The sequence below is a fragment of the Propionibacterium acidifaciens DSM 21887 genome (assembly GCF_000426605.1).
In the GTDB taxonomy this organism is placed as follows: Bacteria; Actinomycetota; Actinomycetes; order Propionibacteriales; family Propionibacteriaceae; genus Propionibacterium; species Propionibacterium acidifaciens.
In genome coordinates, this window is the sequence record NZ_AUFR01000026.1 from 17,445 (window position 1) to 44,298 (window position 26,854).

General features: G+C 71.6%; 20 protein-coding genes and 1 pseudogene. 8 read left to right on the plus strand and 13 right to left on the minus strand.

Going from position 1 to position 26,854, the window contains the following annotated elements; all coding sequences use genetic code 11:
* Positions 1–26 precede the first annotated feature (26 nt).
* Together K336_RS20205 and dnaA are read right to left on the minus strand one after the other, a co-directional pair.
* Positions 27–2,720 (minus strand): ABC transporter ATP-binding protein, encoded by a 2,694-nt coding sequence (locus tag K336_RS20205; protein ID WP_411431124.1) that lies wholly within the window; start codon positions 2,718–2,720, stop codon positions 27–29.
* Positions 2,721–3,183: 463 nt separating this feature from the next.
* Positions 3,184–4,650, minus strand: a complete 1,467-nt coding sequence (gene dnaA, locus K336_RS0109355; RefSeq protein ID WP_028706880.1) for a chromosomal replication initiator protein DnaA — start codon at positions 4,648–4,650, stop codon at positions 3,184–3,186.
* Between the two features lie 487 nt (positions 4,651–5,137).
* Here dnaA and rpmH point away from each other — a divergent pair, with 487 nt between their 5' ends.
* From rpmH to K336_RS0109390, 8 genes and pseudogenes are all read left to right on the plus strand, one after another.
* Positions 5,138–5,275, plus strand: coding sequence for a 50S ribosomal protein L34 (gene rpmH / locus K336_RS17800; RefSeq protein WP_021798759.1), 138 nt, complete (start codon positions 5,138–5,140; stop codon positions 5,273–5,275).
* A gap of 7 nt (positions 5,276–5,282) precedes the next feature.
* Positions 5,283–5,654 carry a ribonuclease P protein component gene (gene rnpA, locus K336_RS0109360; RefSeq protein WP_028706881.1) on the plus strand — a complete coding sequence of 124 codons (372 nt, stop codon included), beginning with the start codon at positions 5,283–5,285 and terminating at the stop codon, positions 5,652–5,654.
* Positions 5,651–5,944, plus strand: a complete 294-nt coding sequence (gene yidD, locus K336_RS17090; RefSeq protein WP_021798749.1) for a membrane protein insertion efficiency factor YidD — start codon at positions 5,651–5,653, stop codon at positions 5,942–5,944. Before rnpA ends, yidD begins: the two co-directional genes overlap by 4 nt.
* A 26-nt stretch (positions 5,945–5,970) precedes the next feature.
* Positions 5,971–7,029 (plus strand): membrane protein insertase YidC, encoded by a 1,059-nt coding sequence (gene yidC / locus K336_RS0109370; RefSeq protein ID WP_051245598.1) that lies wholly within the window; start codon positions 5,971–5,973, stop codon positions 7,027–7,029.
* Positions 7,030–7,123: 94 nt separating this feature from the next.
* Entirely contained in the window at positions 7,124–7,732 is a 609-nt protein-coding gene (locus K336_RS0109375; protein WP_021798761.1) for a Jag family protein, read from the plus strand.
* Between the two features lie 966 nt (positions 7,733–8,698).
* Positions 8,699–9,277 (plus strand): 16S rRNA (guanine(527)-N(7))-methyltransferase RsmG, encoded by a 579-nt coding sequence (rsmG, locus tag K336_RS0109380; RefSeq protein ID WP_081660740.1) that lies wholly within the window; start codon positions 8,699–8,701, stop codon positions 9,275–9,277.
* A gap of 786 nt (positions 9,278–10,063) precedes the next feature.
* Positions 10,064–10,971, plus strand: a pseudogene (locus K336_RS15725) (ParA family protein).
* Positions 10,968–11,909 carry a ParB/RepB/Spo0J family partition protein gene (locus K336_RS0109390; protein WP_021798752.1) on the plus strand — a complete coding sequence of 314 codons (942 nt, stop codon included), beginning with the start codon at positions 10,968–10,970 and terminating at the stop codon, positions 11,907–11,909. Before K336_RS15725 ends, K336_RS0109390 begins: the two are co-directional and overlap by 4 nt.
* A gap of 544 nt (positions 11,910–12,453) precedes the next feature.
* Here the strand turns inward: K336_RS0109390 and trxA are convergent.
* From trxA to K336_RS0109445, 11 genes are all read right to left on the minus strand, one after another.
* On the minus strand, positions 12,454–12,777 hold the full coding sequence (gene trxA / locus K336_RS0109395) for a thioredoxin (protein WP_021798751.1): 324 nt from the start codon (positions 12,775–12,777) through the stop codon (positions 12,454–12,456).
* A gap of 135 nt (positions 12,778–12,912) precedes the next feature.
* Positions 12,913–13,851: a thioredoxin-disulfide reductase gene (gene trxB / locus K336_RS0109400; RefSeq protein WP_028706884.1), complete on the minus strand. Its 939-nt coding sequence runs from the start codon at positions 13,849–13,851 to the stop codon at positions 12,913–12,915.
* A 152-nt stretch (positions 13,852–14,003) separates the two neighbouring features.
* On the minus strand, positions 14,004–15,320 hold the full coding sequence (locus K336_RS0109405; RefSeq protein WP_028706885.1) for an ABC transporter substrate-binding protein: 1,317 nt from the start codon (positions 15,318–15,320) through the stop codon (positions 14,004–14,006).
* Between the two features lie 261 nt (positions 15,321–15,581).
* Positions 15,582–16,301, minus strand: coding sequence for a histidine phosphatase family protein (locus tag K336_RS17095; protein ID WP_051245594.1), 720 nt, complete (start codon positions 16,299–16,301; stop codon positions 15,582–15,584).
* Positions 16,302–16,566: 265 nt separating this feature from the next.
* A complete protein-coding gene (locus K336_RS0109415; protein ID WP_028706886.1) occupies positions 16,567–18,312 on the minus strand; it encodes a protein kinase family protein in 1,746 nt (581 codons plus the stop codon).
* 95 nt (positions 18,313–18,407) lie between these two features.
* Positions 18,408–20,483 (minus strand): DUF6049 family protein, encoded by a 2,076-nt coding sequence (locus K336_RS0109420; protein WP_155945053.1) that lies wholly within the window; start codon positions 20,481–20,483, stop codon positions 18,408–18,410.
* A 27-nt stretch (positions 20,484–20,510) separates the two neighbouring features.
* Entirely contained in the window at positions 20,511–21,992 is a 1,482-nt protein-coding gene (locus tag K336_RS0109425; protein WP_028706887.1) for an MFS transporter, read from the minus strand.
* Positions 21,993–22,363: 371 nt separating this feature from the next.
* A complete protein-coding gene (locus tag K336_RS0109430; RefSeq protein ID WP_028706888.1) occupies positions 22,364–23,581 on the minus strand; it encodes a beta-ketoacyl synthase N-terminal-like domain-containing protein in 1,218 nt (405 codons plus the stop codon).
* Position 23,582: 1 nt separating this feature from the next.
* Positions 23,583–24,833 carry a beta-ketoacyl-[acyl-carrier-protein] synthase family protein gene (locus K336_RS0109435; RefSeq protein WP_021798240.1) on the minus strand — a complete coding sequence of 417 codons (1,251 nt, stop codon included), beginning with the start codon at positions 24,831–24,833 and terminating at the stop codon, positions 23,583–23,585.
* Between the two features lie 338 nt (positions 24,834–25,171).
* Complete coding sequence (locus K336_RS0109440; RefSeq protein ID WP_028706890.1) at positions 25,172–26,215, minus strand: NAD-dependent epimerase/dehydratase family protein; 1,044 nt, start codon at positions 26,213–26,215, stop codon at positions 25,172–25,174.
* 168 nt (positions 26,216–26,383) lie between these two features.
* On the minus strand, positions 26,384–26,854 hold a 471-nt coding region (locus K336_RS0109445; RefSeq protein ID WP_028706891.1), incomplete at its 5' end, for an MMPL family transporter.

The following is a 26,854-nucleotide window of genomic DNA, read 5'->3' on the forward strand; positions in this document are numbered from 1 at the left end:
GGGATTTCCAGGCGGCCCGCCACATGTCAGGCGCGCCTCGCGGGGCGGTAGCGGGCCGGTCTCTCGTCGGGCATCGAACGCGCCGGGCGAGTCCGCGGCAGTTGGACGGGTGCGTCGTAGACCTGCTCGCTCCCCGCGTCGGCCCCGTCGACCGCGGGCGTCACCGGCGCCCGGGCCGGGAAGGCCGTGGCGCGGTCCGGGGCCGGTTCGTCGGGTTCGGCCCACATCGCGGGTACCGGGGACGGCCGGCCGGTGCGACCCTGCGTCGGCGGGGATGGTGGTGCGCCGGGGGCACCCGCCGCGGGGGACGGCTCCGTACGCCGGGACTGCGGGGCGGGCGGCACACCCGAGTGGGCCGCGGGGGTGAACGGCGGCACATGCGGCGGGACCGTCGGCACGTGCGGCGGGAAGACGGGAACCACCGGCGGGGCGCCCCGGAGGGGCGGCGGGACGACGGGGTCGACCCGGCGCAGCGGCGCGGCGCGTCCCGGGGCGGACGCATCCTGCCGGCGGGCGGACCCGTCGACCGGTCCGCGGGCAGCGGTGCCGGGCGTGGATGCGGGAGTGCCGGGGAACGGCGCCCCCGTCCCCGCGTGGTGACCGTCGACGGTGATGCGTGCCCCGGCGCCGGGCAGCGGGGCCGGGACGATCGGACGAAGACCGGCCCCGCTCCCCTCGGGGATCCGAACGGGCGGGGCAGTACGGGACCGGCCGTCGACCGTCGGAACGGCGGGGGACGGGCCCCCGGCGCCGGCGGGGCCGGGGGTGGTGGGGGCGTCGACGGCCGGGCGGGTCGAGGCGGGGCTGCTCGTGGCGGACGCGCCGGTGGCCGCGCGCCTCGCGAGGGGACCGCCCGCGCCGAGGCCCGCGGTGAACGGGCCGGTGCGCGCCGGAGCGGCGGCGCCGGGGACGAACGGGTTCGACCGCGCCGTGCCCGGGGCGCCGTGCCCGTCGAGCCCGCGGTTCCCGTCGACGGGCCCGTTCTCCGGCCTCCTCCTGGGCACGGCTTCCGAACGGCTCGGGGGGATGTCCCCGGGACGTCCTGTGGGCGGGGGCGCGGGGCTGGTCGCGAGCGGGGGGACGGCCCCGCCCGCGGGCACGGCGCCCGGTCGGCTCATCGGTGCTGCTGCGGGCCTGGTCATGGGCGCGAACGGATTCGGGAAGCAGGACCGCTCGGCGGCGGGGGCCGTCGTGCCGATCGCCCCGGCACCGCTCGCCCCGCCGCGAGCCGGTTCGACGCCATCGGTCGGTCCCGCGCCACTGGTCGGCCTCGCGCCGCGCATCCCGGAACCGTCCGGCCCGGAGCCGTTCAACGCAGCGCCGTTCCGTGCGACGGCGCTCCGCGCGGCGCCGCCAGTCCCGGACGCGTGTTCCGGCCGCGGCGCGGATCCGGCGGAACCGGTCGTCGACACGGAGCTGATCGGCGCGACCCCGGCCGACGCAGGACGGGGCGGGATGGAACCGCTCACCGGGGCGGTCGGTGCCGGCCGGGGGACGACGGGCTCACGACGAATCACCGAACGGGCGGTGTCCGGACTCGTCGGATGGGTCGGGTCCGCCGGGTGGGGCACCGGACGCGTCACAGGCGTCGGGGAGGACGTCATCCGCCGCGTCATCGGGGGCGCCGGGGCCGGCATCCGGGCGGCGGGGACCGACGGCGCGACGGAGGATGAGGCGGCCGGCGCCGGGCGGGGGGCCGGCGGACGCACCGCGGGCCGGGCGGCCGAGGCGGCAGGAGCGGAGGCCGGCGCCGGCCGCATGTGCTCCACAGGCCGCATGGCGGGGACGGCACGACCGGCGGGGACCCGGGTACCGGACCGGTCGCCGGTGCGGCAGGACGCCGTGCCGGCGGAAGCAGGAATCCTGCGACCGATCCCGTCGCCGGCGGAGGCCGCCGGCGACGGGATCGGAGCCTTGATGGGGTTCGTGATCGCGGGGATCTCGGTCGTGTCGGCATCGGCGAGCTCGTCGTCGGGGCTCAGACGGGCCATGTAGTCCAGAACGCTCTCGCGGGTGGGATCGGGAAGATCGCCGACGATGCGCCCGTCGGCGAGGAAGAGCGCGCGGTCGGCGTGGGCGGCGGCCACCGGGTCGTGGGTGACCATGACGATCGTCTGCCCCAGATCGGCGACCGAACGGGCGAGGAAGGCGAGCACCTCGGCGGAGCTGCGCGAGTCGAGGTTCCCCGTGGGCTCGTCGGCGAAGATGATGTCAGGCTTGCTCACGAGGGCGCGCGCGCAGGCGACGCGCTGCTGCTGCCCGCCGGACAACTGGGACGGCTTGTGGGCGAGGCGGTCGGCCAGACCGACCGCAGTGATCACCTGGTCGAACCAGTCCCGGTCGGGCCTGCGGCCGGCGATGGCCATCGGGAGTTCGATGTTCTCGCGCGCGGTCAGCGTCGGCACCAGATTGAAGGCCTGGAAGATGAAGCCGATGCGGTCCCTGCGCAGGGCCGTCAGCTTGGCGTCCCGCAGCGTGCTGATGGTGGTCTCGCCGATGAGGACATCGCCGCTGGTCGGCCTGTCGAGCCCCGCCACGCAGTGCATGAGCGTAGACTTCCCGGAACCGGAGGGGCCCATGACAGCGGTGAACCGCCCGCCGCTGAAGTCGACGTCGACGTGATCGAGCGCGACGACCCGGGCATCGCCTTGGCCGTAAACCTTGGTCAGACCGCGCGTGCGCGCAGCGATCCGCGGCGCCGGGATCTCCGGTGCGATCATGACGGGCCTCCATGCTTCGACGGTCAGACCAGCCTATCCCGACGATCTCCCTCCGGATCGCCCCCGGCTCCACTCCGATCGTCTCGTTCTGCTCGGACCGTCCACCGATCCACCGGTGTCCTGTGTTGAGGAATCCTTCACACGGTTAAGAACTGCAGTCCTCTTAACGACTGTGGGAACTGTGGACAACGTTCGTTCTCCCTGACCAGCGCGTCCACCGGTTGAGGACGGGCTGTTGACAGGAGGTGGACGCCGGGCCGGGGTCGGTGGATCGGGCCCGGGCCTGAGGACGACGGACCACAACGAATCCACGGGGTCGACGAGTTGTCCACAGGATCTCCCACCGAAGGGGCGGGGCGGAACGAGGCGGTGGGAGCCCTGGGAGTCGGACCCGTGATCGTGAGTCGCCCCCGGCCCCGCCCAACGGTTCCGTCGGGTACTGCTCGGGTGCGGCCGGCGCAGTTCATCCGCGCGCGGCGGCCTGCTTGATCCGGTTGGTGAGTTCGGAGACCTGGTTGAACACGCTGCGCTGCTTGCGCATGAGCTCGCGGATCTTGCGGTCGGCGTGCATGACGGTCGTGTGGTCCTTGCCGCCGAACTCCTGGCCGATCTTCGGCAGCGACAGGTCGGTGAGCTCGCGGCACAGGTACATGGCGATCTGACGGGCGAGGACGAGCGGCTGCGTCCGGCTCGAGCCCGACAGGGCCTCGACCGAGACATCGAAGTACCCGGCCGTCTCGGCGATGATGAGCTGGGCGCTCACCTCGGCGTCGGTCCCGTCGGGGATGAGGTCGGCGAGCACCCGGTCCGCCAGGTCGTGGGTGACCGGCTCCCGGTTGAGCGAGGCGAAGGCCGTCACGCGGATGAGCGCGCCCTCGAGCTCGCGGATGTTCGTCTGGATGCGCGAGCCGATGAACTCGAGCACGTCGGCGGGCACGAGCAGCTGTTCGGCGAGGGCCTTGCGCTGGAGGATCGCGATGCGGGTCTCCAGGTCGGGGGGCTGGATGTCGGTGATGAGGCCCCACTCGAAGCGGCTGCGCAGCCGCGACTCAAGCTGCTCGAGCGCCTTGGGTGGCCGGTCGGAGGTGAGGACGATCTGCTTCTGGGCGTTGTGCAGGGCGTTGAAGGTGTAGAAGAACTCCTCCTGCGTCTGCGTCTTGCCCTCGAGGAACTGGATGTCGTCGACGAGCAGCACGTCGACGTCGTCGCGGTACTTGCGGCGGAACTCGACCGTGCGGTTCTCGCCGACCGCGTTGATGAACTCGTTGGTCATCTCCTCGGTCGAGACGTACTTCACGCGGACGCCCTCGTAGTAGTCGATGACGTAGTGGCCCAAGGCGTGGAGCAGGTGCGTCTTGCCCAGCCCCGACTCGCCGTAGATCATGAGCGGGTTGTAGGCCTTGCCAGGGGCCTCGGCCACCGCGACGGCGGCCGCGTGCGCGAAGCGGTTCGAGGCGCCGATGACGAAGTTGTCGAAGGTGTATCGCGGGTTGAGGCGCTGCTCGGAGCCGTTCGGGTCCGGGGCGGACGAGGAGGGACCGGCCGACTCGCTCAGCAGCAGCGACGGGGCGCCCTTGCGCGGGACGAAACGGGGAGCGGACTCCTCCCTCCTGGCCTCGTCGGTCCCCTCGTCGTCGTGGTCGGGGGCGCGCAGATCCAGCTCGAGGTCCGGCTCGATCGTGAGCGCCAGGTGCATCGACCGGCGGTAGTAGTCGCTGAGCGCCTCCTCGAGGGCGCCGCGCATCTTCGTCTCGATGCGTTCGCGGGTGAAGTCATTGGGGACGGCGACCATCATGGTCGACTCGTGGACGGTCAGAGGTTTCGCGTTCCTCAGGAAGGCGCCGCCACTGGTACCGCACTCGGAGAGAACGTGCTCCCACGCCCGGGTGAAGTCTGGCTCGTTGCGAGATGTGCCAGGCTCGGTCGCCACGCCGCCTCCCCTCCGGGAACCCGCCCGTCGCCCACCACGGACGGTGCCGCGTGGACCGACGTACCTGCTCCGTCCAGTCGTTCAGTCGTTTATACACCTGATACACCTGTCCACAGGACTGTCCACAACCGCGGATGCGTGTGGACAACCAGGTCGACACGCAGGGAAGCGCCCGTCATGGAGTACTGCAACGGCTCCGGCAACGCTATCGACGATGGTCCCGTCACGCAACACGGCACGATGAAATCTGTGGTCCATGCGGCGTGTTGGCTGGACTTGACGAGAAGGATCACAGCTGGGCAACTCCTTCCCGGTGTCGATCCTCTTTGAGGATGCCATCGCCAGGGCCTACACTTGACGGGCCGCTGACGTCAGCGGGCGCCCTCGCGGGTTCATGAACGGGTTCCGGGTCCTCGGAGCCTGGCGGCGAGCCCGCGATGGCGATGCGAAAAGCCCTTCATCTCATCGAGCACTAGGGAGTCGTCCCGTGAGCAAGCGCACGTACCAGCCCAGCAATCGCCGTCGGTCACGCACCCACGGCTTCCGTTCCCGCATGAGGACGCGCGCCGGCCGTGCCATCCTGTCGGCCCGTCGCCGCAAGGGCCGCGCCGAGCTGTCCGCCTGAGCGAGCCGTGTTGCCCGCCCCGGCGCGGCTCCGACGCTCCGAGGACTTCAGGACCACCGTTCGTCACGGCGTACGGGCCGGTCGTCCGACGCTCGTCGTCCATGCCGACCTCGTCGAGCACGTCGTCCCCGAGGACGATCCGCTCCCGGCGCAGGTCGGTTTCGTCGTGTCCAGGAGGGTCGGGAACGCCGTCACCCGCAACCGCGTGAAGCGCCGCCTCCGGCATCTCGCCGCGGCGCGGCTCGAGCAGGGGGCGCGCAACGACCTGCGCGTCGTCGTTCGCGCGCTCCCCGCGGCGGCCACCAGGCCCGAGCGGCTCGAGGAGGACTTCTCGCAGGCTTGGCGCCGCGCCCTCGAACGGTTGGAGGCGGGGACGTGAAGCACTTGCTCATCGCCTTCGTGAAGGTCTGGCGGACCGTCGTCTCGCCGCTGTACGGCGACGTGTGCAAGTTCTACCCGACGTGCTCGGCCTACGGGCTCGAGGCGCTTCAGCTGCACGGCGCGGTGAAGGGCAGCTGGCTCATCGTGCGGCGCCTGGTGCGCTGCCACCCATGGTCCACGGGCGGGGTCGACCCCGTGCCCGGATCCCCCCTCGCGGCCGGCGCGGACGAAACAGCAGGGGCCGCGGCCCCCACGAGCACTCCCGACGAGTGCATCCCTATGAGGTGAATGAGTTGAACCTTCTCCTGACAATGATGGGCCTGGGCGACATCGGCTCGGCCATCATGCAGCCGCTGTACTGGGCGGTGAGCGGCATCATCGTCGCGGCCCACTGGCTGTTCGCGCAGTTCATGGACCCCGATTCCGGCGCCACCTGGCTGCTGGCCATCGTCCTGCTGACCTGCTTCGTCCGGCTGCTCATGATGCCGCTGTACGCCAAGCAGTTGAACTCCTCGCGTGCCATGCAGTCGGTCCAGCCCAAGCTCGAGGCCCTGCAGAAGAAGTACGGCGCCGACCGCGAGCGCCTGGGCCAGGAGACGATGAAGCTCTATCAGGAGGAGGGCGTCAACCCGGCCTCCTCGTGCCTGCCGCTGCTCATCCAGCTGCCCATCTTCTGGGCGCTGTTCCGGGTGCTCAACTCGGCCTCGCGGGGCACGAACGTCAAGGGCTACTGGCTGAGTCGCGATCCCGATCTGGTTCATTCGTTGAGCAGTGCGCACATCTTGGGCGCCAAGCTGTCGGGCACCTTCTGGCCGATGACGAACGGCTTCGGCCCCACCCAGCTCTTCGCGATGGTGCTCGTCATCGCCATGACTGCGCTCATGTTCTTCCAGCAGCTGCACATGCTTCGGCGCAATATGCCACCGAGTTCGCAGACCGGCCCGATGGCCCAGCAGCAGAAGATGATGCTCTACCTGTTCCCGCTCATGTACCTGTTCAGCGGCGTCGCGATCCCCATCGGCGTCCTCCTCTACTGGCTCACGACGAACATCTGGACGATGGTCCAGCAGTACGTCATCATCCGGAACTATCCGACCCCCGGGACGCCCGCCTACGTCGAGTGGGAGGAGCGCATGCGCGCCAAGGGCCGCGACCCCAAGAAGATCGAGCGCACCCGGGCCGACCGCGCCCGCAAGAAGCCGCGCACCGCTGGCCCGACGGAGACCGTCAAGACGGACGAGAGCGGTCGTGCCGTCGTCAACCGGCAGGGCACCACCCGGCAGACCGCCCGCCGGACGACGAGCGGCGCCCAGCGCCAGGTCGTCCGCCGCCAGCCGGTGCGTCAGACCAAGTCGCAGCGGAAGAAGAGGTGAGGGCCCGCACGGCCGCCGATCCTGAACCACTCGTCCGGCCGACGGACGGACGCAACGACCCCCCAGGGCGCGAGCCCAGTCACGAGGAGGACTCATGAGCGAGAGCACCGAGCACGAGGAACTGGTCGACGAGACCCCCGGAGAGGATGTCGTGGACGGCGCCCCCGCCGAGGGCGCCGACGAGGAGAACACCGCCGAGGCCCCCGCGGCAGATCCCGACGGGCAGCGCTCCCGGAAGGACGAGCGCGAGGAGGAGCTCGTCGCCGAGGGAGACATCGCCGCCGACTACCTCGAGGAGCTGCTCGACATCGTCGACATGGACGGCGACATCGACACCTACACCGAGGGGGACCGGGCCCACGTCGCGGTCGTCACCGAGGACGAGACCCTCGTCGGCAGGGACGGCGAGGTGCTCGAGGCCCTCCAGGAGTTGAGCCGTCTGGCCGTCATGACCGAGACCGGCCACCGCAGCCGCCTCATGCTCGACATCGCCGGTCACCGCGAGAAGCACCGCAAGGAGCTGCAGCTGCTCGCCCAGGACGCCATAAACGAGGTCAACGAGACCGGCGAGCCCGTTCGGCTGTCCTCCATGAACCCCTTCGAGCGCAAGATCGTCCACGACGCCGTCGCGGCGGCCGGTCTGTTCAGCGAGTCCGAGGGCACTGAGCCCCAGCGCCGCGTGGTCGTCCAGCCCGCCCGGTGAGACGGGCCCGGGCCCGACCGACGATCCGGGGCCGGCCGCACGCATCGCTTCGGCCCGGATCCGGCGGGAGGCTCGAGGCCCCGACGCTTCCCTCCTCCGGCCCGCCCCCGTTTCTTCTCCGCTCTCCCTCCCCGGGGGTCTGCGCACTTCGGTCGAGCTCTCTGCTCGGGAACTGAGATTCGAAAGCCACCAGTTAAATTTGTATTTCAACGAGTTTTCTGGGAGCGATTCTGGGCCGAGTTGTCCGGCCTCGGGATCGTCGTTCCCGGCGGGCCCCGCTCAGCAACGCACTGCCGTGCCGGGCGTCAAGGCGAGGGCCGGAGAGCCGGGGCGCGGTTGTCGCAGACAGTCCCCTCCCGGCGGACCGCGGGCGGACCAGAGGCCCCGGGTCCGTCCTCGACCATGGGCGTCACCGGGGCGGACCGCACCGGCCGACGCCGGACTGGAGCACCGCACGGGGCCGTGCCATCGGACATCGAGGAACGGCCGCTGGGGGGCGCACGGTGGACTGGCGCGCCGGGTGGGGCGACCGGGAGTGCGCCCGGCGAGGACCGTGCTTCCCGACCGATGCGTGGCGCCGCCGTCCCGCGTCCAGGCCGCCCACGCGAACGATCCGGGCGTGGTCGGCCCGCTGTCCTCCACCGTGGGCGGTGACCTCCCCGAGCCCTCGTCTGTCCTCGTCGTGCGGCGATCCGCGGTCCCGGCCCGCTGGTTCCGGGGCCGGTCGGCCCGGCCGGGCCGAGCCCTCGCCCCGTCGGCGGCGACACCTCGGGTGAACGTGCTGACCGGGTTCTTCATGGGGCAGGATGGGGGGCGTTCGGGAAGAGGGCCCGGGCAGTTCCCGGAAGGAGCGTCGTGACACAGCCGCACCAGCACAGCGTCGAGGCCGGAGCCCGTGGCGGGGAGACGCGCGAGGACGTGGCCAGGGGCCAGGCGGCTGCACTCCTGCGCGAGAACGATGAGCAGATGAAACGTTATGTCGACATATTGACTTCAGTGGGGGTCACCAGGGGCCTGCTCGGGCCCCGAGAGCCCGCGCGCATCTGGTCTCGGCACATCCTCAACTGCGCGGCCCTGTGCGGGTTGCTCCCTCAGGGGTCCGAGGTCATCGACATCGGCAGCGGTGCGGGCCTGCCTGGCCTCGTCGTGGCGATCGCGCGTCCTGATCTGCGCATCACTCTGCTCGAGCCCATGCTCCGACGCACGACCTTCCTCGGTGAGGTCGTCGAGGAACTCGGCCTGTCCGGCCGGATCACCGTGACGCGGGGGCGCGCCGAGGACTGCACCGGAGCCCATGAGATCGTCACGGCCCGTGCCGTGGCGAGACTCCCGAGACTCCTCGAGTGGACGGCCCGCCTCATCGCCCCCGGTGGCCGTCTCCTCGCTCTCAAGGGGGACTCGGCCCGGAACGAGATCGACGAGGCGGCGCCCCTGCTGAGGGCATCGGGTCTCGTGGCCGACGTCGTCCCCGTACGCGCGCACCCGGACGCCGAGGCGACGAACGTCGTGACGGTGGCCCGTGCACCTCGCGTGCGTCGGCGATGAGGACGGGGTCCCGTCGTCGGGCCCGTCGCCGGCCGAGCGTCCCCCCGCGCCGTCGGTGAGGCGGCGACGACCCATAGCCGGCTTCTCCGTGGATCGGCTTCCCGTGCCGATGGGGATGCGATTCGCCGCGGACGGTCTTCGGCGGCTCCGTGGCTCCCGTGCGGGTGGAGGAGTGGTCTCCCCACCACGGACCCTCGGGTGGCCGGTTCCGCTCCCGGGCGGGTGGGGATGTGTCACGACCCGCCCGCCCAGATCTCCCGGTGCCATGCGCCTGACACCAGGAATGACTTTTGACAAGGCGTGTCGTCACGACGTTCCGGGGGAGGATCCCGTCTCCCCGTCCCGGTCCCGGACGCTAGGATTGACCTCGTCATTGTCGTCGAGGGATCGGTGGTGTTCGCGTGACGGATGTGCCCCTGGGCTGGCCTCCACTCAAACGGCGCACGTGGACGCGTCCGCTCGGTTATCCCGGCAGCACAGCGCTGCTGGAACAACGACGTGGTGATGTTTCACGTGAAACGTCGGTGGCTCCGACCGGTCCCGCCGGGCACTTCCCCGCCCCGACGAACCCGGGGACCGAGGCTCCCGCCTCTTCTGCGGGGATCCCGACGGTGCCGCTCGTGGACGACCCCGCCCCCGATCGTGACGATCCGGTTCCCGTCCCGGGCAGTGGAACCACCGGCGACGAGCCGGACGCCGCGCCCGGAACAGGTGCGGCTGCCGTCCTCGGCGTCGACGCCCCGCAGTGGGGGGACTTCGGTGGGTCCAGGCCGGGACCGGCGACCGGTGCGTCCGACGGGACCGCGACGCACGACGAGGGAACGACCGAGCGTCCGCAGGGGCAGGGAACCCTCGGGGATGTTTCACGTGAAACAACGTCGTCCGTCGGACCTCTCCCCAGGCCGGTGACGACGCGCCGCATCGTCGTGGCCAACCAGAAGGGCGGGGTGGGCAAGACGACGACGGCGGTCAATCTCGCCGTCGCCCTCGCCCAGGGGGGCCTCCGGGTGCTCGTCGTCGACATCGACCCGCAGGGCAATGCCTCGACGGCGCTCGGCATCCCCCACGGGGAGGGGACGGCGAGCATGTACGAGGTGCTGCTCGACGACATGAGGCTCGAGGACGCCGTGGTTCGCTCTCCCGAGGCCGAAGGGCTCCTCGTCCTTCCGGCGACCATCGACTTGGCGGGGGCCGAGCTGGAGCTCGTGTCGAAGGTCGCCCGGGAGCAGAAGCTCCTCAAGGCGCTGCGCGAGTACCTGGTGGATCACGACATCGACTACGTCTTCTTCGACTGTCCGCCCTCCTTGGGGCTCCTCACGGTGAATGCCCTTGTCGCAGCGACGGACATCCTCATCCCGATCCAGTGCGAGTACTACGCGCTCGAGGGCGTGACCCAGCTCATGCGAACCATCCAGCTCGTCGGGGGCGAACTCAATCCGGATCTGCGGTTGTGGGCCGTGCTCCTCACGATGTTCGACGGTCGGACGAAGCTCTCGGCCCAGGTCGCCGACGAGGTGCGCGGCCACTTCGGTGAGGAGACCCTCGAGACCGTCATCCCGCGGTCGGTGCGCGTCAGCGAGGCGCCGAGTTACGGCCAGTCCGTCATCACCTACGACGATCACTCGGTGGGCGCCTGCGCCTATCGCACAGTCGCGGCGGAACTCGCCGCCCGAGCAGCTGAGGAGCAGGAATGAGCGCACGAACGGGTGGGCTGGGGCGTGGCCTCGGGGAGCTCTTCCAGCGCACCGACGTCCCCGCGGCGGCACCGGACGCCGGGAGGGGGGACGAGGCCCGTGCCGAGGAGTCCCGGGTCGGGGACCTCGCGTCCGCGACGATGCCCGACGGTTCGTACTACGCCGAACTACCGGTCGAAGCGATCACCCCGAACCCCCGGCAGCCCCGTCAGGTGTTCGGCGAGGAGGAGCTCGCCGAGCTCAGCGAGTCGATCGAGGAGGTCGGCCTGCTCCAGCCCATCGTCGTGCGCAGGATCGATGACGGGCACTACGAGCTGATCATGGGCGAGCGCAGGCTGCGCGCCCACGAGAGGGCCGGCATCGGGACGATCCCCGCGATCGTGCGGAGCACCGATGACTCGAAGATGCTCACCGACGCCCTGCTCGAGAACCTGCACCGTGTGCAGCTGAACCCCCTCGAGGAGGCGGCCGCCTACGAGCAGCTCATGAGCGACTTCGGCATCACCCAGGAGCAGCTCTCGACCCGTATCAAGAAGTCGCGTCCGCACATCTCCAACACGATCCGGCTGCTCAGACTTCCCGCCACCGTCCAGCGCCGCGTCGCCGCCGGCGTCCTGTCGGCCGGCCATGCGCGCGCGCTGCTGTCACTCGACGATCCTCTCGCCGTCGAGAGACTGGCCCAGCGCATCGTCGCCGAGGGCCTCTCCGTGCGCGCGACCGAGGAGATCGTCACGCTCGCCCCGGCCCGCCAGGAGGCGCCGCGCGGCACGAGGAGGGCCAGGACACCGAACCCGCGGGCCGAGTCGATCGCCCACGAGCTCGGCGATCGCTTCGACACGAGGGTCAAGGTGACCATCGGTCGTCGGAAGGGCAGCATCACGATCGACTTCGCCGGTGAGGACGATCTCGAGCGGATCCTCGGCATCCTCGGGAAGTGACCGGGCACGGGCCCCGGCCCGGCGCCCCCGGGGCCGGCCGATCCGTCGAGAGCACCCGGACCATGCCGATGCCTCGGCGTCCGCCACGGCGATCCCGGTCGGGCCCTGAGCTCCGGCCATGGCAACGAATTGATTTATCGACAAATCGAGGTCCAGTCGGCGGAACCGACCCACAGCATTTCCGGGTGCCACCGGCCTCGACATCCCCGCGCAGCGGCGCCGGGGTCGCGAACGGACGGGACGTCCTGGGTTGTACGGGACCGGCGCTGCGCGTCGGGGCCCGAGGGCCTGAACGGTCACGGACGGTGCGGCTCGGCCGACGCGGAGCGGATCGGGCGGGTGGGACCATCGACCACGGCACCTCCGCCGGCCTTCGGACGCGGGGCCGACCGCGGAGAGGCGATGCGCGTGGGACGCACCGGCGCCTCATGGCGGGGCCGAGCATGCGGAACCGATCCGTGAGGCGGCCCTGGTGCGGAGTGCGGTGCCGGTCCCCGCGGCTCGCCCGCGCGGTCTCCGGCGCGCGGAGACGCGTCGAGGGGAGTCAGAGGAACTCGTCGAGGACCTTGAGCAGACCCGCACGGGTCTTGGCGCCCTGGAACTGCGCGACGAGCCGGCCGTCGCGGTAGATCTGCACGGTGGGCAGCCCGAGGACGCCCTGCTGGGTCGGCACGACCGTGTTCGCGTTGGTGTCGAGCTTGACGAAGTTGATGCGGTCGCCGTACTCCTCGCTGAGTTCGTCGAGGATGGGGCTCATGCGTTTGCAGGGGCCGCACCAGTCGGCCCAGAAGTCGACGAGGGTCGGCTTGTCCGATCCGAGGACGACGTCGTGGAAGGTGGCGTCGGTGACGTCGATCACGTTGCTCATGAGACTCCTCCTGCCCGGCTGGTCGAGCGTGCGGCCTCCATCCTACGGAGCCGGTCGCGGCGGGGCCGGGAGGCGGCGCCGGACCCGGCGGGGGAGCAGGCCACAGGGGGCGGGGCCGTGGACCTGCCCGCGGGGTCAGGACTGGAGGGAGGCGAGGTGGTTCTCGGCGTCCAGGGCAGCGCGGCAGCCCGTGCCGGCGGCCGAGATGGCCTGCCGGTAGACGTGGTCGACGAGATCCCCGCAGGCGAAGACGCCGGGCAGGTCGGTGCGCGTCGAGGAACCCTCGACGAGGACGTAGCCGGCCTCGTCGAGGGCCACCTGGCCCTTGAACAGCTCGGAGCGGGGCACCGAGCCGATGGCCTCGAACAGGCCCTCGACGGCCAGCTCGCGTGTGGAGCCGTCCCTGGTGTCCTGAAGGGTCACGGACTCGAGCCGGTCGTCGCCGTGCAGGTCGACGACGACCGAGTTCCAGGCGAAGTCGATCTTGGGGTTCTTCTTCGCCCGCTCGACCATGATCTCGGAGCCGCGCAGCCGGTCGCGACGGTGGATGAGCGTCACCGAGTCGGCGAAGCGCGTGAGGAAGAGGGCCTCCTCGAGGGCGGCGTCGCCGCCGCCGACGACGGCGATCGGCTTGCCGCGGAAGAAGAAGCCGTCGCACGTGGCGCACCAGCTCAGGCCCTTGCCGGAGTAGCGCTCCTCGGCCGGGATGCCGAGATGGCGATAGCCGGAGCCGGTCGCCAGGATGACGGTCCGCGCCCGGTGGACGGCGCCCGTGCCGTCCGTGACGGTCTTCACGTCGCCGGCGAGATCGACCTCGGTCGCGTCGTCGGTGATGAACTCGGCGCCGAAGCGCTCGGCCTGGCGGCGTATGCCGTCCATGAGCTCGGGGCCCTGGATGCCCTCGGGGAAGCCGGGATAGTTCTCCACCTCGGTCGTCGTCATGAGCGCGCCGCCGGCGTCGAGCGAGCCCTCGAGGACGAGCGGGGACATGCCCGCCCGCGCGGTGTAGATGGCCGCGGTGCAGCCCGCGGGGCCGGAGCCGATGATGATGACGTCACGGAGCTGGTCGTTCATGGTTGCCTTTCTCGTCTCTGGCCGACGGGCGGTGGTCCGAGCCTACGCGGTGCCGGGACGGTCGGGGCCCTGGCCGTCCCCCGGCGCGGGTCGTTGGTTGGGGAACGCGGTGGGCGGCGGTCTCATTCCGCTGTCGGCGCCCCGGGCCCCGTTCAGCCGGCGTTCTTGGAGTCCGTGACGACCCGGGCCAGGTTGCCGATCGCCGCGTCGGCCGATTGCTTGCCCTCGAGCGTCATGCGCAGCTGGCCCTCGACGACCGGGCGCAGGTCGAGCCAGGCGTCGCTGCCGCCGAGCATGACGCCGGCGTGGTCGATGCTGGCCAGACCGGCGTTGGCGATCCGATTGGACGAGAGCTCGCTCGTCACGAGCAGGCCCGTGCGTGAGGGGATCGCCGGAATCATCGCCGCCGTCGTCGACAGCGGCTGGTCCTCGAGGCAGTAGTGGAGGAACTGGAAGGCGACGTCCTGGTAGCGGCTCTGACGCGAGACGCTCAGGACGGTGCCGGTGCGCAGGATCGACGGCTCGCCGCCGGCATCGCCCGGGGGCATGGGGAAGAAGGCCATGTGGGCCTCGTCGCCGAGGCCCGCGCCGTTCAGCTCGTCCCAGGTGGCGGTGCCCATGGGGGCCATGGCGGCCCTGCCCTGGGCGATGAGGCGCGGCTCGCCCGTGCCGGGCACCGACGACGGATCGGCTGTCCCGTCATTGACGAGGCCGGCCAGGAAGTCGAGGGCCTTCGCGCCCGTGCCGTCGTTGAAGCCCAGGTCGCCCTCCTCGGTGAACAGCCTGCCGCCGTAGGCGCCGACGAGGTTGGCCCAGGTGCGCACCAGACCGGGGCCGAACGGGTCGAAGCCGCTGAAGCCCTCGCCGTTGAGCTGCTTGGCCATCTCGCGCAGCTCGTCGAGCGTCTTCGGGGGCTCGGTGATGCCGGCCTGCGTGAGCAGGTCGACGCGGTAACCGACGACCTGGAGGTCCATCGCGTAGGGCACGCCGAACAGCTCGTCGTCGATGCGGCAGCTGGGCAGGAAGCGTTCGTCGACGCCGAGGTCGGCGAGCAGGTCGGCCGGGAGGGGCTCAAGCGCGTTGCGACGGCGCAGAGCGTGCAGCCAGCCGTACTCGGGCATGAGGACGTCGGCCAGGATGCCGCCGGTCAGGGCCGTGAGGATCTTGTCGGGCAACTTGTCGCTCGTCGTGTAGGTGGTGGCCATCTGGTAGGCGCTCGTGCCGAAGAAGCCGGTGAGGACGTTGTTGGCGTAGCGGTCCTGGAGCTCGCCCGTGCCGAGCAGTGCCGAGAGCATCGACAGGGTGCCTGAACCGGTGCTCTTCGCGTCGTGCCAGTCGGGGCTGGCCGAGGGGCTCGCGCCGGTGGCGGTGGGCCGGGAGTCGTCGTTGCCGTCGCGGCAGGCGCTCAGCGCGGCCGCGGCCAGGGCGGCGGCGCCGATCCTCAGCAGCTTCCTGCGTTGCAGCCGCACGGGTGCCTCCTTGTGCCGGTGATGCCCGGAGCCCCGTGCCCGGGGCCGGCGTCCGATCCGACTCTACCGTCGACGCCGCTCCGGCCGTCCATGGTGCTCTCTTGCGAATGTCGAAGAGAGACGGATACGAGGGGATCGGCGCCGATCGACGATTATCATGATGTCTACTTTTTACGTAATAAAAATGGATACGGAATGATCACCCAGGCGGCCGCCCGTCGGGGGCAGACGCGCCCCGGCACGGCGGCGACCGGGCCGCTCTCAGTGGGTCTGCTCGTCAGGGGGCAGATGGTCGAAACGGTTGATCCAGTGGATCACGGTCTCGCCGGCCCCCTCGTAGGGCTCGGGGGCGGGCAGTCCGGTCTCGAGGTGGGCCGTCGCCGTGTTGAGCATGGTGACCCACGGGTCGGGGGCGCCCTGCACGCTGGCCGCACCCATCGAGGCGCGCAGCAGGTACTGGATGATCCATTCGTAGCAGATGAGGCCGACGACCCGGTCGTCGGCGTGGAAGCGGCGCTCCAGGTCGGCGAAGAGGGCGAAGCCGCGGCCCTGCGCCTGGGCCGGGGCCTCGACGTACTCGCCCTTGTCGTACCAGCCGTCGTCGTCGACGTCGACGGGCACGACGACGCGCTCGTTCACCTCGCGCAGCGCGCTGGCGCCGGCCCCGCGCTCGGCCACCGGCGCGCTCGGCGGACCGCCGTACAGGCCGCCGACCTCGTAGGCGTCGGTGAGCAGCTCGACCGGTACGTCCAGCTCCTCGCTGACCGGCACGGACGTCTGGACGGCCCGCACCATCGGCGAGCACAGCAGCACCTGCGGGCGCGGCAGCAGACCGTCCGCGAAGGCCTGCGCCAGACGGCGGGCCTGCGTGCGGCCCAGCGCGGTGAGCAGGGGATCGGCGCTGCGCCCCGCGAAGGCGTGACCCGCGGCGGTGAGCACATTGTTGGACGACTGACCGTGGCGGATCAGGAGGAGCTTCACAGGGCGCAGTGTATTCGGCGGGCCCGACGCAGGCGGGGCCCCGGGCCCTGGGAGGGCGATGCCGGGGGGTCGGCCACCGGGCGGGCGGTGTCCAGCCGTGTCGGAGGGCCGCGGCGGCGGGGCCGCCGGCGCTCCCCGCGGGGCCTCGCGGGGCGGGGACCCGGACGCCATGATCCCGCGCGAGGGGCGCTCCTGCGAGGGGGCGGGTCGCGGTCCGCCGCGCCTCACCGGGACCGCGGCGGTGCGGGCGCGTCTCGTGGGCGGCTCAGGCGGTGACCGCGATCTCGCTGATGCCGCCCTGCCAGCCGCCGTCGACCCGGGGCAGGCTCGTGAGGTAGACGAGAACGTAGCGGGTGGTGGGCCCGTCGTCGAAGGAGAACCGGGTCGTCGCGCCGGCCCCGTAGTCGGTGGCGACCGTCGTCCAGTCGTTCACCGTCGCGCGCGAGGGGTTCTCGGCGTCCCTGGGCGTCATGATCTGGACGGCCGTCGGTTCGCCGACGAACCGGATGTCCAGCCCGTCGAGCCCGACCGGGCGTCCCAGGTCGAGCAGCAGCCCCGTGCCCGGCTTGAGACCGCTGAAGGTCGCCGAGCCGGTGTACAGATCGGTGCGCCAGACGGTGCCCGCGTCCGAGTCGGCCACGAGGGCGGCCTCGGCGGCGTTCTCGCCGCCCTCGCCGCCGTCGGCGGTCGGGTCGAAGGACTCCGCGGTGAAGGCCACGGGCCCGGGGGCCGGCGTGGCGCTCCGCTCCGCAGCGGCCCGGCGGGCGGCGTTGTCGTTGTGCCTGATCGAGCCGATCATGCCCGGCACCGCGATGACGAGCATCGCCGTGACGTACAGAGGGGCCATCCAGCGCAGCAGCCGGTAGAGGCGCGTGCCCTCCCAGGAGTTCCCGCGCTCGCGGGCCCGGGCCTCGGCCTGCGCCTGGTGCTCCTTCTCGTCCCGGATGCGGGCCGCCGCCTCGGCGCGCTCGGCGAGCAGGGCCTCGCGCTGCTCGGCCGCCTCGCGGGTGATGCGCTGCACCTCGGCCTGCTCGACGAGGTCGTCTCCGACGAGCGGCTCCTGCACGGGCTCGGCGAGCGCGTGGACCCGCGGCGTCATGCCCGTGCCGGTCGTCCCGGCGCGCCCGGCCAGCGCGCGCACCCGCTGCTCCAGATCGCCATCGGGGTCGGCGGCGCCGATGACCCGGTTCATGGCGCGCACGATCTGGTCGACGCTGCGGATCCGGTTGGTCCCGGCGCGCGGGGTGAGGATCGAGACGCACACGGCGTCGAGCGGGGCCGGCACCGACTCCTTGATGGTCGCCGGCGGCACCCAGCGGGGCGTGTTCGAGACCTCCGGCGAGGTCATCGGCGCGGCAACCAGGCCGAACTCCTTGGTCTGGGGCCGCTCGGCGGGCACCGGCCAGCGCTGGGTCAGGCAGGCGTAGAGGATCTTGCCGAGCGCGCGCACGTCCTCGGCCTCCTGGAGCGCCGGCTCGCGTCCGGGGATCGCGGCCTCGCCGGACAGGGCCGCGTCGATGAGGAAGCCGACGACCTTCACGTTGCCGTTGGGCGTGATGATGATGCTCTCGGGCGTGAGGCGGCGGTGGAAGATGCCTCGGGCGTGCATGGGCGAGAGCGCGTCGGCGATCTCGCGGACGACGAAGGCCGACTCGACCCCGCTCAGCGCCCCGTACGAGAGCAGCTCGCGCAGCCGCGTGCCGGGGCTGTCCTCGCAGACGATGAAGGGGATCGGCTCGTCGAGGGCGTCGAGGACCCTCAGGAACCGCGAGTCGGTGGCCACCGAGGCGCGCCGGGCGGCCGAGAGGACCTCCGGCGTCGTGGGCGCCCGGGGATCGAGGACGTGGACGATCACCGACCTCGAGAGCATCGCGTCACGGCCGCGCCAGGTGGTGGCGAAACCGATGACGTCGAGCTGCTCGTCGAGGTGGTAGCGCTCGGCGAGCACGTCGCCGCCGGCGGGCGCGGCCGCCGGACCGCCGGGCCGGGGCCCCTGCTGCGCTCGCTCCATGTCATTCCTCGCTGCCTGGCCGGCCTGGTCGGCTGGACTGGTCCCAGTGTGCCCTCGAATCGACCGGGCGCCCGACCGGCCCGCCGAACGGCTCCTCACTCCGCGGCCCGTCTGCCGCGGGCCGCGTCTTCCACGGCCCGGGCGCGTTCGTGACGCACCTGCTTGACGCGCAGGGCGGTCGCCGCCATGAGGACTATGCCCGAGGCGATGATGATCACCCAGGCGACGCGCCCCGAACTGTTGGCCGAGACGACGAACTCGCTGCGCGGCCCGAGCTCGGTGGCGTGCTCGCCGGTGGTCATGACAACGGCGTTCATCTGCACGTCGCCGTTGCTCGTCGCCCGCGGGGCGATGCGCACGGTGACCGACTCGCCCGCCCCGATCTCGAGCACGTCGGTGTCGTCGATGGAGATGCGTCCCGGATTGTCGGACGCGAAGTGGATGCGCACCCTGACCGGAACGCTCATGGTGTTGGTGACCGACACGGGCAGGGCGCTGTCGTCGTCGGGGATGACGAGACGCTCGCTGATGTGGACGCTCACCTCGCCCGAGGAGAGCGCCTGGCTGATCGGCGCGAGGGCCGTCCGGACGTACTCGTCCGCGTCGGCGTCGCTGGGGAAGGACGAGCTCCACGCGGCCAGCGTCAGGGCGTCCGCGTCGATGCCCGGGCCCCGGCCGGTGAGCTCCTCGTAGACGCCGAGGTCGCCGCGGGCCGTGCGCTCGGGCCCGGAGCGGTCGGTCGGGCTGCTCGGCGCCGTGTCCTGGGCGCTGGTCGTGACCGGCTGCTGCGAGGCGGTGAGCTCGTCGACGGTGACGCGGGCGCGCCCGTCGGCGCCGGCCAGTTCGGCTCGGGCGGCGTCCGCCGTGGCGACGACGTCGACCGCCGGGGAGCCCGACAGCGAGTAGACGAGCTGCTCGGCCCGCAGGCGGGCGGCGCGCTGGGCGTCGGAGTCCGAGCCGTCCCCGGCGCTGCCCTGGGCGATGGACTCGTGGGTGGCCAGCATCGCGAGGTCGTCCACCCGGTAGTACTCGCCGTCGGCGTCGAGATCGGGGGCCAGGACGAGTCCGGGGTCGACCCCGTCGAGGAGGTCGACGATCGCCTGCGAGGTGGACGAGCCGTCCGTGACGACGGCCAGGGGCAGGACGGCCAGCGGGTGGGCGGCCGGCAGGGCGTCCTCCGCGGCGCCGACGAGCTCGCCCCGCCCGGCGGCCGCAGCGGCGGTGACGTCGGGGGAACCGTACAGGGTGCGGTGGCTGCGCCCGTTCGCGGCGATGCGCCGCAGCCGGTCGAGGAACGAGGCGGCCGCCGCCTGGCCGGTGCCGTCGGCGGTCGTGCCGGGCCCGGTGCGCACCTGGTAGCCGGACGACATGGCCGTCAGCTCGTCCCACAGGAGCGGGTCGATGAGGCTCGAGACGTCGTCGGCCTCCGCCAGGTCGGCGATGAGGTCGAGGCGGCCGCCCCCGGCGATCTCGGCGGCCAGGTGGTCGTCGGTGAGGACGGCCTGGCCGGCCGCGCCGTCGTCGGTGGAGGGCACGAGCGAGGGCGCGCTGGACAGCACGGCGACTGTCGCCGCTTGGTAGCCGCCCTCTCCCGGGCAGGTGATGACGGTGCGGGCCGAGGCGATGAGCCCCCCCTCGGCGTCGACGAGCATCGCCCCCACGAGATAGGCGCTGGAGGCGCTCATGAGACCGAGCGCCTCGGACGAGGCCCTGAGCGAGTACGGGGCCGACGCCCCGGCGTCCAGGTCGGCGACCGTCGCGGACGCCTCGGCACCGGGCACGGGCGGGGTGCTCGTGACGTCCTGCTCGGCGGACAGCGCGTTGCTGAGGGCGTCGCCGTTGGTGATGGGCCCGCGGGCGCTCCACAGGCGCACCGTGGCTCCGGCGAGCCGGTTCGGGCCGGTGTTCGTGAGCGTCCCGGAGAGCGTCACCTCGCTCGGGACGCGGACGGTCGCCGGGTCCAGACCGGTGATCGTGAGGTCGGCGCTCGTGCCGTCGGCGGACGCCGGCGCGGCGCCCGCGCCGAGCAGCCCCGCGACGAGGGCGAGCAGCACCGCCAGCGCGACCGGCCAGGACGGCCGGGCGCGCCGGGTCTGCGCGGACGCGGCTGAGTGCACCCGCTCATCGTAGGCGGTGGACATGTGAGCGGGACGCGCGCTCGCCGTGCCCATGCCGGCGCCCATCGAGCGGCTCCGCGCCTACGCCCGGCGTTCCTTGAGGGCGCCGCGGCCGAGGCTCACGCGGTCGAAGACGGCCAGTGCCAGCGAGATCGCGATGAACACGGTGATCGCCGCATAGGCGCTCGTGAGGGCCCTCGTCCAGCCCGAGGAGACGAGCGAGTAGAAGATGGCGGTCGTCACGGCGTTGCCGATGGCCGTCGTGATGCGCTCGGCCGTGGACTTGACGCCGCCCGCGACACCGCCCTCGGCCGGGGGGATCTCGATCATCGAGAGGGTCTGGATGCAGCCCGTCATGCAACCGTTGCCGAAGCCGATGAGGGTCAGCGGGGCCATGAGCCACCAGAAGCTGTACCCGTGCTCGATCGTGAAGGCTGCCGTGGCCGCCGTGAGGACGACACCGGCCACCATGCACGACAGGCCGACGATGACGATGGTGCGGCCCTTGGCCAGCGCCATGCGCCCGGTGGCGATCGAGGTGACGGCCGAGACGAGCGCGTTCGGCAGGCCGATCATGCCGGCGGCGAGGGCCGAGGCGCCCATGCCGTTCTGGATGAACAGGGCCACGAGGACGAAGACCGAGGTGCCGCCGAGGAACTGCATGCCGCTGATGGCGGTGGCGTGGGTGAAGGAGCGGTGGCGGAACAGCGCCAGGTCGACCATCGGCTGACGGCCGCGGGCCTTGTAGGAGCGTTCCCAGCGCACCCACAGCCACATGAGCGCGGCGCCGGGGGCCAGGAGGGCGAAGGACGGGCCCGTCTTGATCATGAACGGCAGCATGATGCACAGCACCGCCGCCATGAGCAGGGCGACGGCGAGCGGGTCGAGGTCGAGATGGCGGGCCCGCGCCGTGCCCTCGCGCCGCTCGCGGGCCCGGCGCCGCTCGCTCTCGAAGGGGAACCAGCGCAGCGCCAGGACGATGCCGAGCAGGCCCAGCGGGAAGTTCCAGATGAAGGAGGCGCGCCAGCCGTTCTCGGGGCCGACCATGCGGATGATGATGCCCGTGAGCAGCGGGCCGGCCGTCACCGACGCCGAGATGACGAGTCCGAAGACACTGAACGCTTTCGCGCGGGCCTGGCCCTTGAAGTACTGCTGGATCATGCCGATCGTCTGCGGATTGTAGACGCCGGCGCCGAAGCCCTGCGCGATGCGGGCCAGGTTGAGCAGATGGGGGTTGTCGACGACGCCGCACGCCAGCGAGCCGAGGCTGAAGATGGCCACGCCGATGATCCAGAGGGTGCCGCGCCCGAGCACGTCGCCGATGCGGCCGGCGGCGACGAGGACCATGCCGAACAGCAGCGCGTAACCCGAGAGCATCCACTGCATCGAGGTGTTCGAGGCGCCGATCGCCGTTTCGATGGTCGGCAGCGCGACGTTGATCGACGAGACGGCCATGAGCTCCATGGCCAGCAGGATCATGAGGGTGAACAGGATCTTCATGCGGTTGAAGACCCTCGGGGAGTCCTCGATGCGGATGAGATGGTTCTCCGTGTTGAAAGGCACTTGTTCCTTCGTTCTCCTCGTCGGCTCCGGCGCCGGCCGGCGACCCGCCGGCTGCCCGGATCGTCCGATGCGACCGCCTGACGACCGGCTCAATTATCGGACCCGGGTTCAAGCCGGCCGTCGAGGGCGCGTCCCCGACGGCCGGGCCCGACCGGCGCCGTGCGGCCCCGTCGCGCGGCCCTGGCGCGCGACGGGGGCATCGGGGACCCGCGCCCGGGCCCGGCCGCCTCCCGCCGTCCTACGGCCCGGGCGCGCGGGCCGGGCGCCGTCTCACCCCGACGGCGGGGTCCCGGAGATCACGGAGAACGGCCGCGACCCCGCCGCGGACGGACGAGCCGTCCTGGGCCGCGACCGACGAGTCCGTCCGCGCCTCATCCGTCCGCGGCCGACAGCACGAGCCCGGAGATCCTGCTTCCGAAAAGGCTCCGGTGCAGGATGAGGACGTTCCTGATGGTCCGGTCCTCGGTGTCGTCCCCGACGAACCACTCCTCGTGGTTCTCCGCGGCGCTGCAGGCGAGCCCCGGAACCTGCTGATGCCGCAGGCAGAGCACGGCGGTGATGATGTTGGTGATGATGCTGAAGCTGATTCCGTAGCCCGTGATCGGGTTCGGCGTGTAGATCAGCCCCCGAGCGGTCGGGAGGAGCCCGGTGACAGCGGCGAGTTCCGAGTCCGTCGTGCTCGGGTCGCCGTCCGCCGTCGGGATGACCAGGTCGATGTCCGAGAGGCCGATGCGCGCCCTGTCGACGAGCCCGGTGATGAGCCTGCGGTACTCGGCGTCGATGCGGGCGTCGCGGGAGAACAGCGCCCTGCCCGCGTTCAGGGTGCCGATGGCGGTCACGCTGGCGAGGGGGGTCGCTCCCCTCTCGACCGCGACCCGCGGGTCCTCGACCCCGATGACGGCGCCGCCGTTGCTGGGCGCGAATCCGGTCCGTCGCGCGGAGAACGGCTCGTACTCGGTGTCGCAGAAGGTCAGGGAGTCCGCGCAGTAGTCGACGAGCAGATCCAGGGGGACCGCCTCCGCCGCGCCGACGAGGACAGCCCTGTTCCGCCCGCCCTCGATCGTCTGGGACGCGAGGTCCAGGGCGTCGGATCCGATGCACGACCCCGTCGTGACGGCGCAGTTCTCCCCCCTCGTGCCCAGGGCGCAGGAGATCTCCCCCACGCTCGATCCGAAGTAGAACGCCATGCCCGTGCGCGGGGATATCCTCTTCGGCCTGCCCTCGACCACCTTCATCACCTGCTTGATGCCGAAACCTATCTGCGCGAAGGCCGTCCCCATGATGACGCCGATGTCCGAGGGGTCCAGATGATCCTGCGAGGAGAGCCTCCGGATGGACATCGCCTCCGCGCAGTCGAGCGCGGTCGTCGTCGCGTAGATGATCTGGTCGTCCATGTACCGGGTGCGTCTGCCGAGCTCGGGGTACCTGTCCAGCGGCACCCTCGCCGGCACCGAGGACAGGAACCGCTTCCCCGAGGGCCGCGAGTGGTGCCTGAGTGAGCTCGATTTCGCGATCAGTCCGTCCCAGAGGGAATCGGCCCCACTGGTGCCCCCGGACGAGTATCCCAGGCCGGTCACGTGCAGTCTCATGTCAGTCCTCCCAGCCTGCCATCACGAGTGCCATGTTCGATCCCCCGAATCCGGTCGCCGTCTTCAGCGCGTAGTCGCATCGGGTGACGGGACGCGCCTCGTTCGGCACGCAGTCGATGTCGCACTCGGGATCGGGGGCGGAGTAGTTGATGGTCGGTGGAAGGATCTTGTCGACGAGGATCATGCCCAGGCACACCAGCTCCAACGCGCTCGCTCCCCCGAACGCATGGCCGATCATCGATTTGATGGAGCCGATCGGCACATCGGTCCGGCCCAGCGCGTCCGTGATCGCCCGGACCTCCGCCCGGTCGTTCTCGCGGGTGCCGGTCCCGTGGCAGCTGACGTAGTCGATCCGGTCCGGAGCGATGGACGCCTCGGCGAGGGCCTGCCGGATGGCATCCGCCCAGCGGCTTCCGTCGTGGGAGGGACGCACCATGTCCTCGCCGTCGGATGTCGCGGCGTAGCCGATGATCTCGCCGTAGATGCGCGCGTTCCGCGCCAACGCCGAGTCCAGGTCCTCGAGGACGAGGAATCCGGAGCCCTCGCCGAAGACCATGCCGTCCCGATCGGCGGAGAACGGCTTGCAGGCGCGGGCGGGATCGCCGGTCCACCGGGACGTCGCTCCGATGATCTGGAAGCTCATGTAGTTGGTGATGGCGATGGGGGCGTCGCAGCCTCCGGCGAGCGCCACCGTCGTCCGGCCCTCCTTGACGTCCCGGAAGCCCAGCCCGACCGATTCACCACCGGCATAGCAGCTGGTGCTCACCGAACGCATGATCCCATCGGCGGAGAAGCGGTGGGCGATCAGATCGGGCCAGGCCCCCGGGCAGAAGGCGTGCGCGAGCGAGAAGTCCGGGAGCGGGGTCCGGGTGAGATGCGAGACGGCCATGTCGGTGGCGCTCAGAATCCCGGCCGTCGTCGTTCCCAGGTAGACGCCGAACCGGTCGTTCGGGATCGTCTCCCCGAGGGCGGACCCCAGCCGGGCGTCGTCGAACGCCTCCTGGGCCGCGACGAGGGCGAACTGCGTACCGCGGTCGGTCAGGTGCGCGTAGGCCTCGGCCCCGGGGAGCGCCGTGGTGAAGTCGAAGTCCTGGAATTCCGCTCCGAGCGGCGGGGAGGACATCTCGTACCCGGCCAGTGAGCGCAGGCTGTCCACGGCGCTCCTGCCGCTCACGACGGAGCGCCACAGCGTGCGGGCCCCCAGCCCGTACGCCGACACGGCCCCCACACCGGTGATCACGACTCTGTGCATTTCATCAGTTCCTCTTCGTTCGATGGGTGATGCCCCGCCGGAAGGCTGTTCTCGGCGGCGCGCGGCGCCAAGGGGTTCTTGGCGCCGCCGTCTGCCCGGGGCCCGGCCCTCAACTGCGCAGCGCGCACCCGGCGCCGGCGCGGAGGGGTTCTCCCGGGCACGGCAGGGCCCGGACGGCTCCGGTCGATCATGGGACTCGGCTGCGTCGGGCCGGACGGCATCCGGTTCGCTCGGCGGCCCGGGCGGAGCCGGGAGGTCCGTCCGTCGATGCCGCGGACGGTTCCCGCCGGCGGGTTCATGGGCGGTCCGCCCGGTGGGCGCGGTGACGGGGCCGCCGACTACTCCTCCACCGGTGACTCGTCCCGGCCGGCTCCTCGCGGAACGGCCGCGCCGTTCTCCAGCCACCGTACGGTTCTCCCGAGGCCCGCCACGAGGTCGAACTCCGGGGAGTAGCCGAAGTCCGTGCGCGCCTTCCCGCAGGAGCAGATCCAGTAGTTCGTCGTCATCCACCGGACGTCCCGCGGCGTCAGCGGCGAGGTGAACCCGAAGATCCCGGCAAGGGCGTCGAGCACGTGGGAGGCCCCCAGCAGCGGGGCCCGCGGGAGGCTTCTCCGGGGCGGTTCCAGATGGTACGCCCCCGCCACCGCATCAATGATCTCCTGAAAGGCGTACGGCCGTGCGTCGGAGAGGAAATAGGTTCTTCCCACGGTGTTCTCCGACTGGGCCGCGTCGATCATTCCGCGGGTCAGGTTCTTGACATAGCAGAAATCCGACAGATTCCGGTGGCGGCCGGGGATGAGCAGCGGCAGGCCGTGGCGGGACGACTTCTCGATGAGCTCGAAGAAGGGCTGCCAGTTCCGGTCGCCCTCGCCGTATGTCATGGCGGATCTGATGATGACCACGGGGCTTCCCGTCTCGGCGCGGTGCCGGAGCGCGGCGACCTCCATGTTCGCCTGGCAACGGCCGTAGTTCGTGAGCGGTCTCAGCTCGCTCTCCTCGGTGAGGGGGAGGCCGTCCCTGGAGGGCCCGGTGGCCGCGATCGAACTCTGGATGACGATGCGTGAGATCCTCGTGTCCAGCTCGGCCGCGGACAGGATGTTCGCGGTGCCGAGCAGGTTCTTCGAGTAGGACTCGTAGCTCCGGTGGGAGCTCGGGTGCTCGCTCTCGGCGAGGTGGAAGATCGTGTCCACCCCCGAGCTCGCATTCCGGACGGAGTCCTCGTCGGCGGGCGCGCCCGGGTGGACGGCGACCGCTTCCGGGAGCAGTGCTCGCGCGCCCCGGGCGTCTGGTGCGAGGACCCGGACGTCGTGCCCCCGGTCGAGGAGGTCCTCCACCAGGCTCCTGCCCACGAATCCGGTTGCGCCCGTGATCAGTGCTCTCATCGGTCTTTCCTTTCGGCGTGCGGGTCAGCGGATCCCGCGTCCCGGGCAGGGCCGGGGTCGGTGCACCTGCTCTCGGCTGCCCGGGGAGCGGGCGTTCGTGGGACGCGGCGTCCGCGGGGGTGGGATCTGCGCGCGGCCTTGCGGACAGGAGGGCCGTCGTGCGGCGGTTCAGTTCTCCTGGCGGAAGTGGTCGTAGAGCCCGGCCAGCGGTTTCGGCGCCCACCAGTTCCACTGGCCGAGCACGGTCATCGTCGCCGGCACGAGCAGCAGCCGCACGAGCGTCGCATCGGCGGCGACCATGATGGTCAGCCCCACCCCGAGTTCCTTGATGGAGATCATCTCGCCCGAGACGAAGCCGAGGAAGACGGCGATGATGATCGCGGCGGCCGAGGTGATGATGCGGCCCGAGCGCTGCAGCCCGCGGGCCACGGCCTCGTCGTTGTCGTACCCGGCCCGCCAGTACTCGCTGATGCGGGCCAGCAGGAAGACCTCGTAGTCCATCGCCAGGCCGAAGCCGAAGGCGGCCAGGCAGGCCACGATGAAGGTCTGCAGCCCGGGTGTCCTCGGCAGCCCGAGGTGCCCGCCCTCGAAGAGCCAGGCCGTGGCGCCGAGCGAGGCGACGAGGGAGAAGCCGTTGAT

Bases quoted from the DNA above. Each gene is read 5' to 3' on its own strand.
- K336_RS20205 (WP_411431124.1), bottom strand. From the start codon at position 2,720: ATGATCGCACCGGAGATCCCGGCGCCGCGGATCGCTGCGCGCACGCGC.
- yidC (WP_051245598.1), top strand. From the start codon at position 5,971: ATGGGCCTGGGCGACATCGGCTCGGCCATCATGCAGCCGCTGTACTGG.
- K336_RS0109375 (WP_021798761.1), top strand. From the start codon at position 7,124: ATGAGCGAGAGCACCGAGCACGAGGAACTGGTCGACGAGACCCCCGGA.
- rsmG (WP_081660740.1), top strand. From the start codon at position 8,699: ATGAAACGTTATGTCGACATATTGACTTCAGTGGGGGTCACCAGGGGC.
- K336_RS0109390 (WP_021798752.1), top strand. From the start codon at position 10,968: ATGAGCGCACGAACGGGTGGGCTGGGGCGTGGCCTCGGGGAGCTCTTC.
- trxA (WP_021798751.1), bottom strand. From the start codon at position 12,777: ATGAGCAACGTGATCGACGTCACCGACGCCACCTTCCACGACGTCGTC.
- trxB (WP_028706884.1), bottom strand. From the start codon at position 13,851: ATGAACGACCAGCTCCGTGACGTCATCATCATCGGCTCCGGCCCCGCG.
- K336_RS0109415 (WP_028706886.1), bottom strand. From the start codon at position 18,312: ATGGAGCGAGCGCAGCAGGGGCCCCGGCCCGGCGGTCCGGCGGCCGCG.
- K336_RS0109420 (WP_155945053.1), bottom strand. From the start codon at position 20,483: ATGGGCACGGCGAGCGCGCGTCCCGCTCACATGTCCACCGCCTACGAT.
- K336_RS0109430 (WP_028706888.1), bottom strand. From the start codon at position 23,581: ATGAGACTGCACGTGACCGGCCTGGGATACTCGTCCGGGGGCACCAGT.
- K336_RS0109435 (WP_021798240.1), bottom strand. From the start codon at position 24,833: ATGCACAGAGTCGTGATCACCGGTGTGGGGGCCGTGTCGGCGTACGGG.
- K336_RS0109440 (WP_028706890.1), bottom strand. From the start codon at position 26,215: ATGAGAGCACTGATCACGGGCGCAACCGGATTCGTGGGCAGGAGCCTG.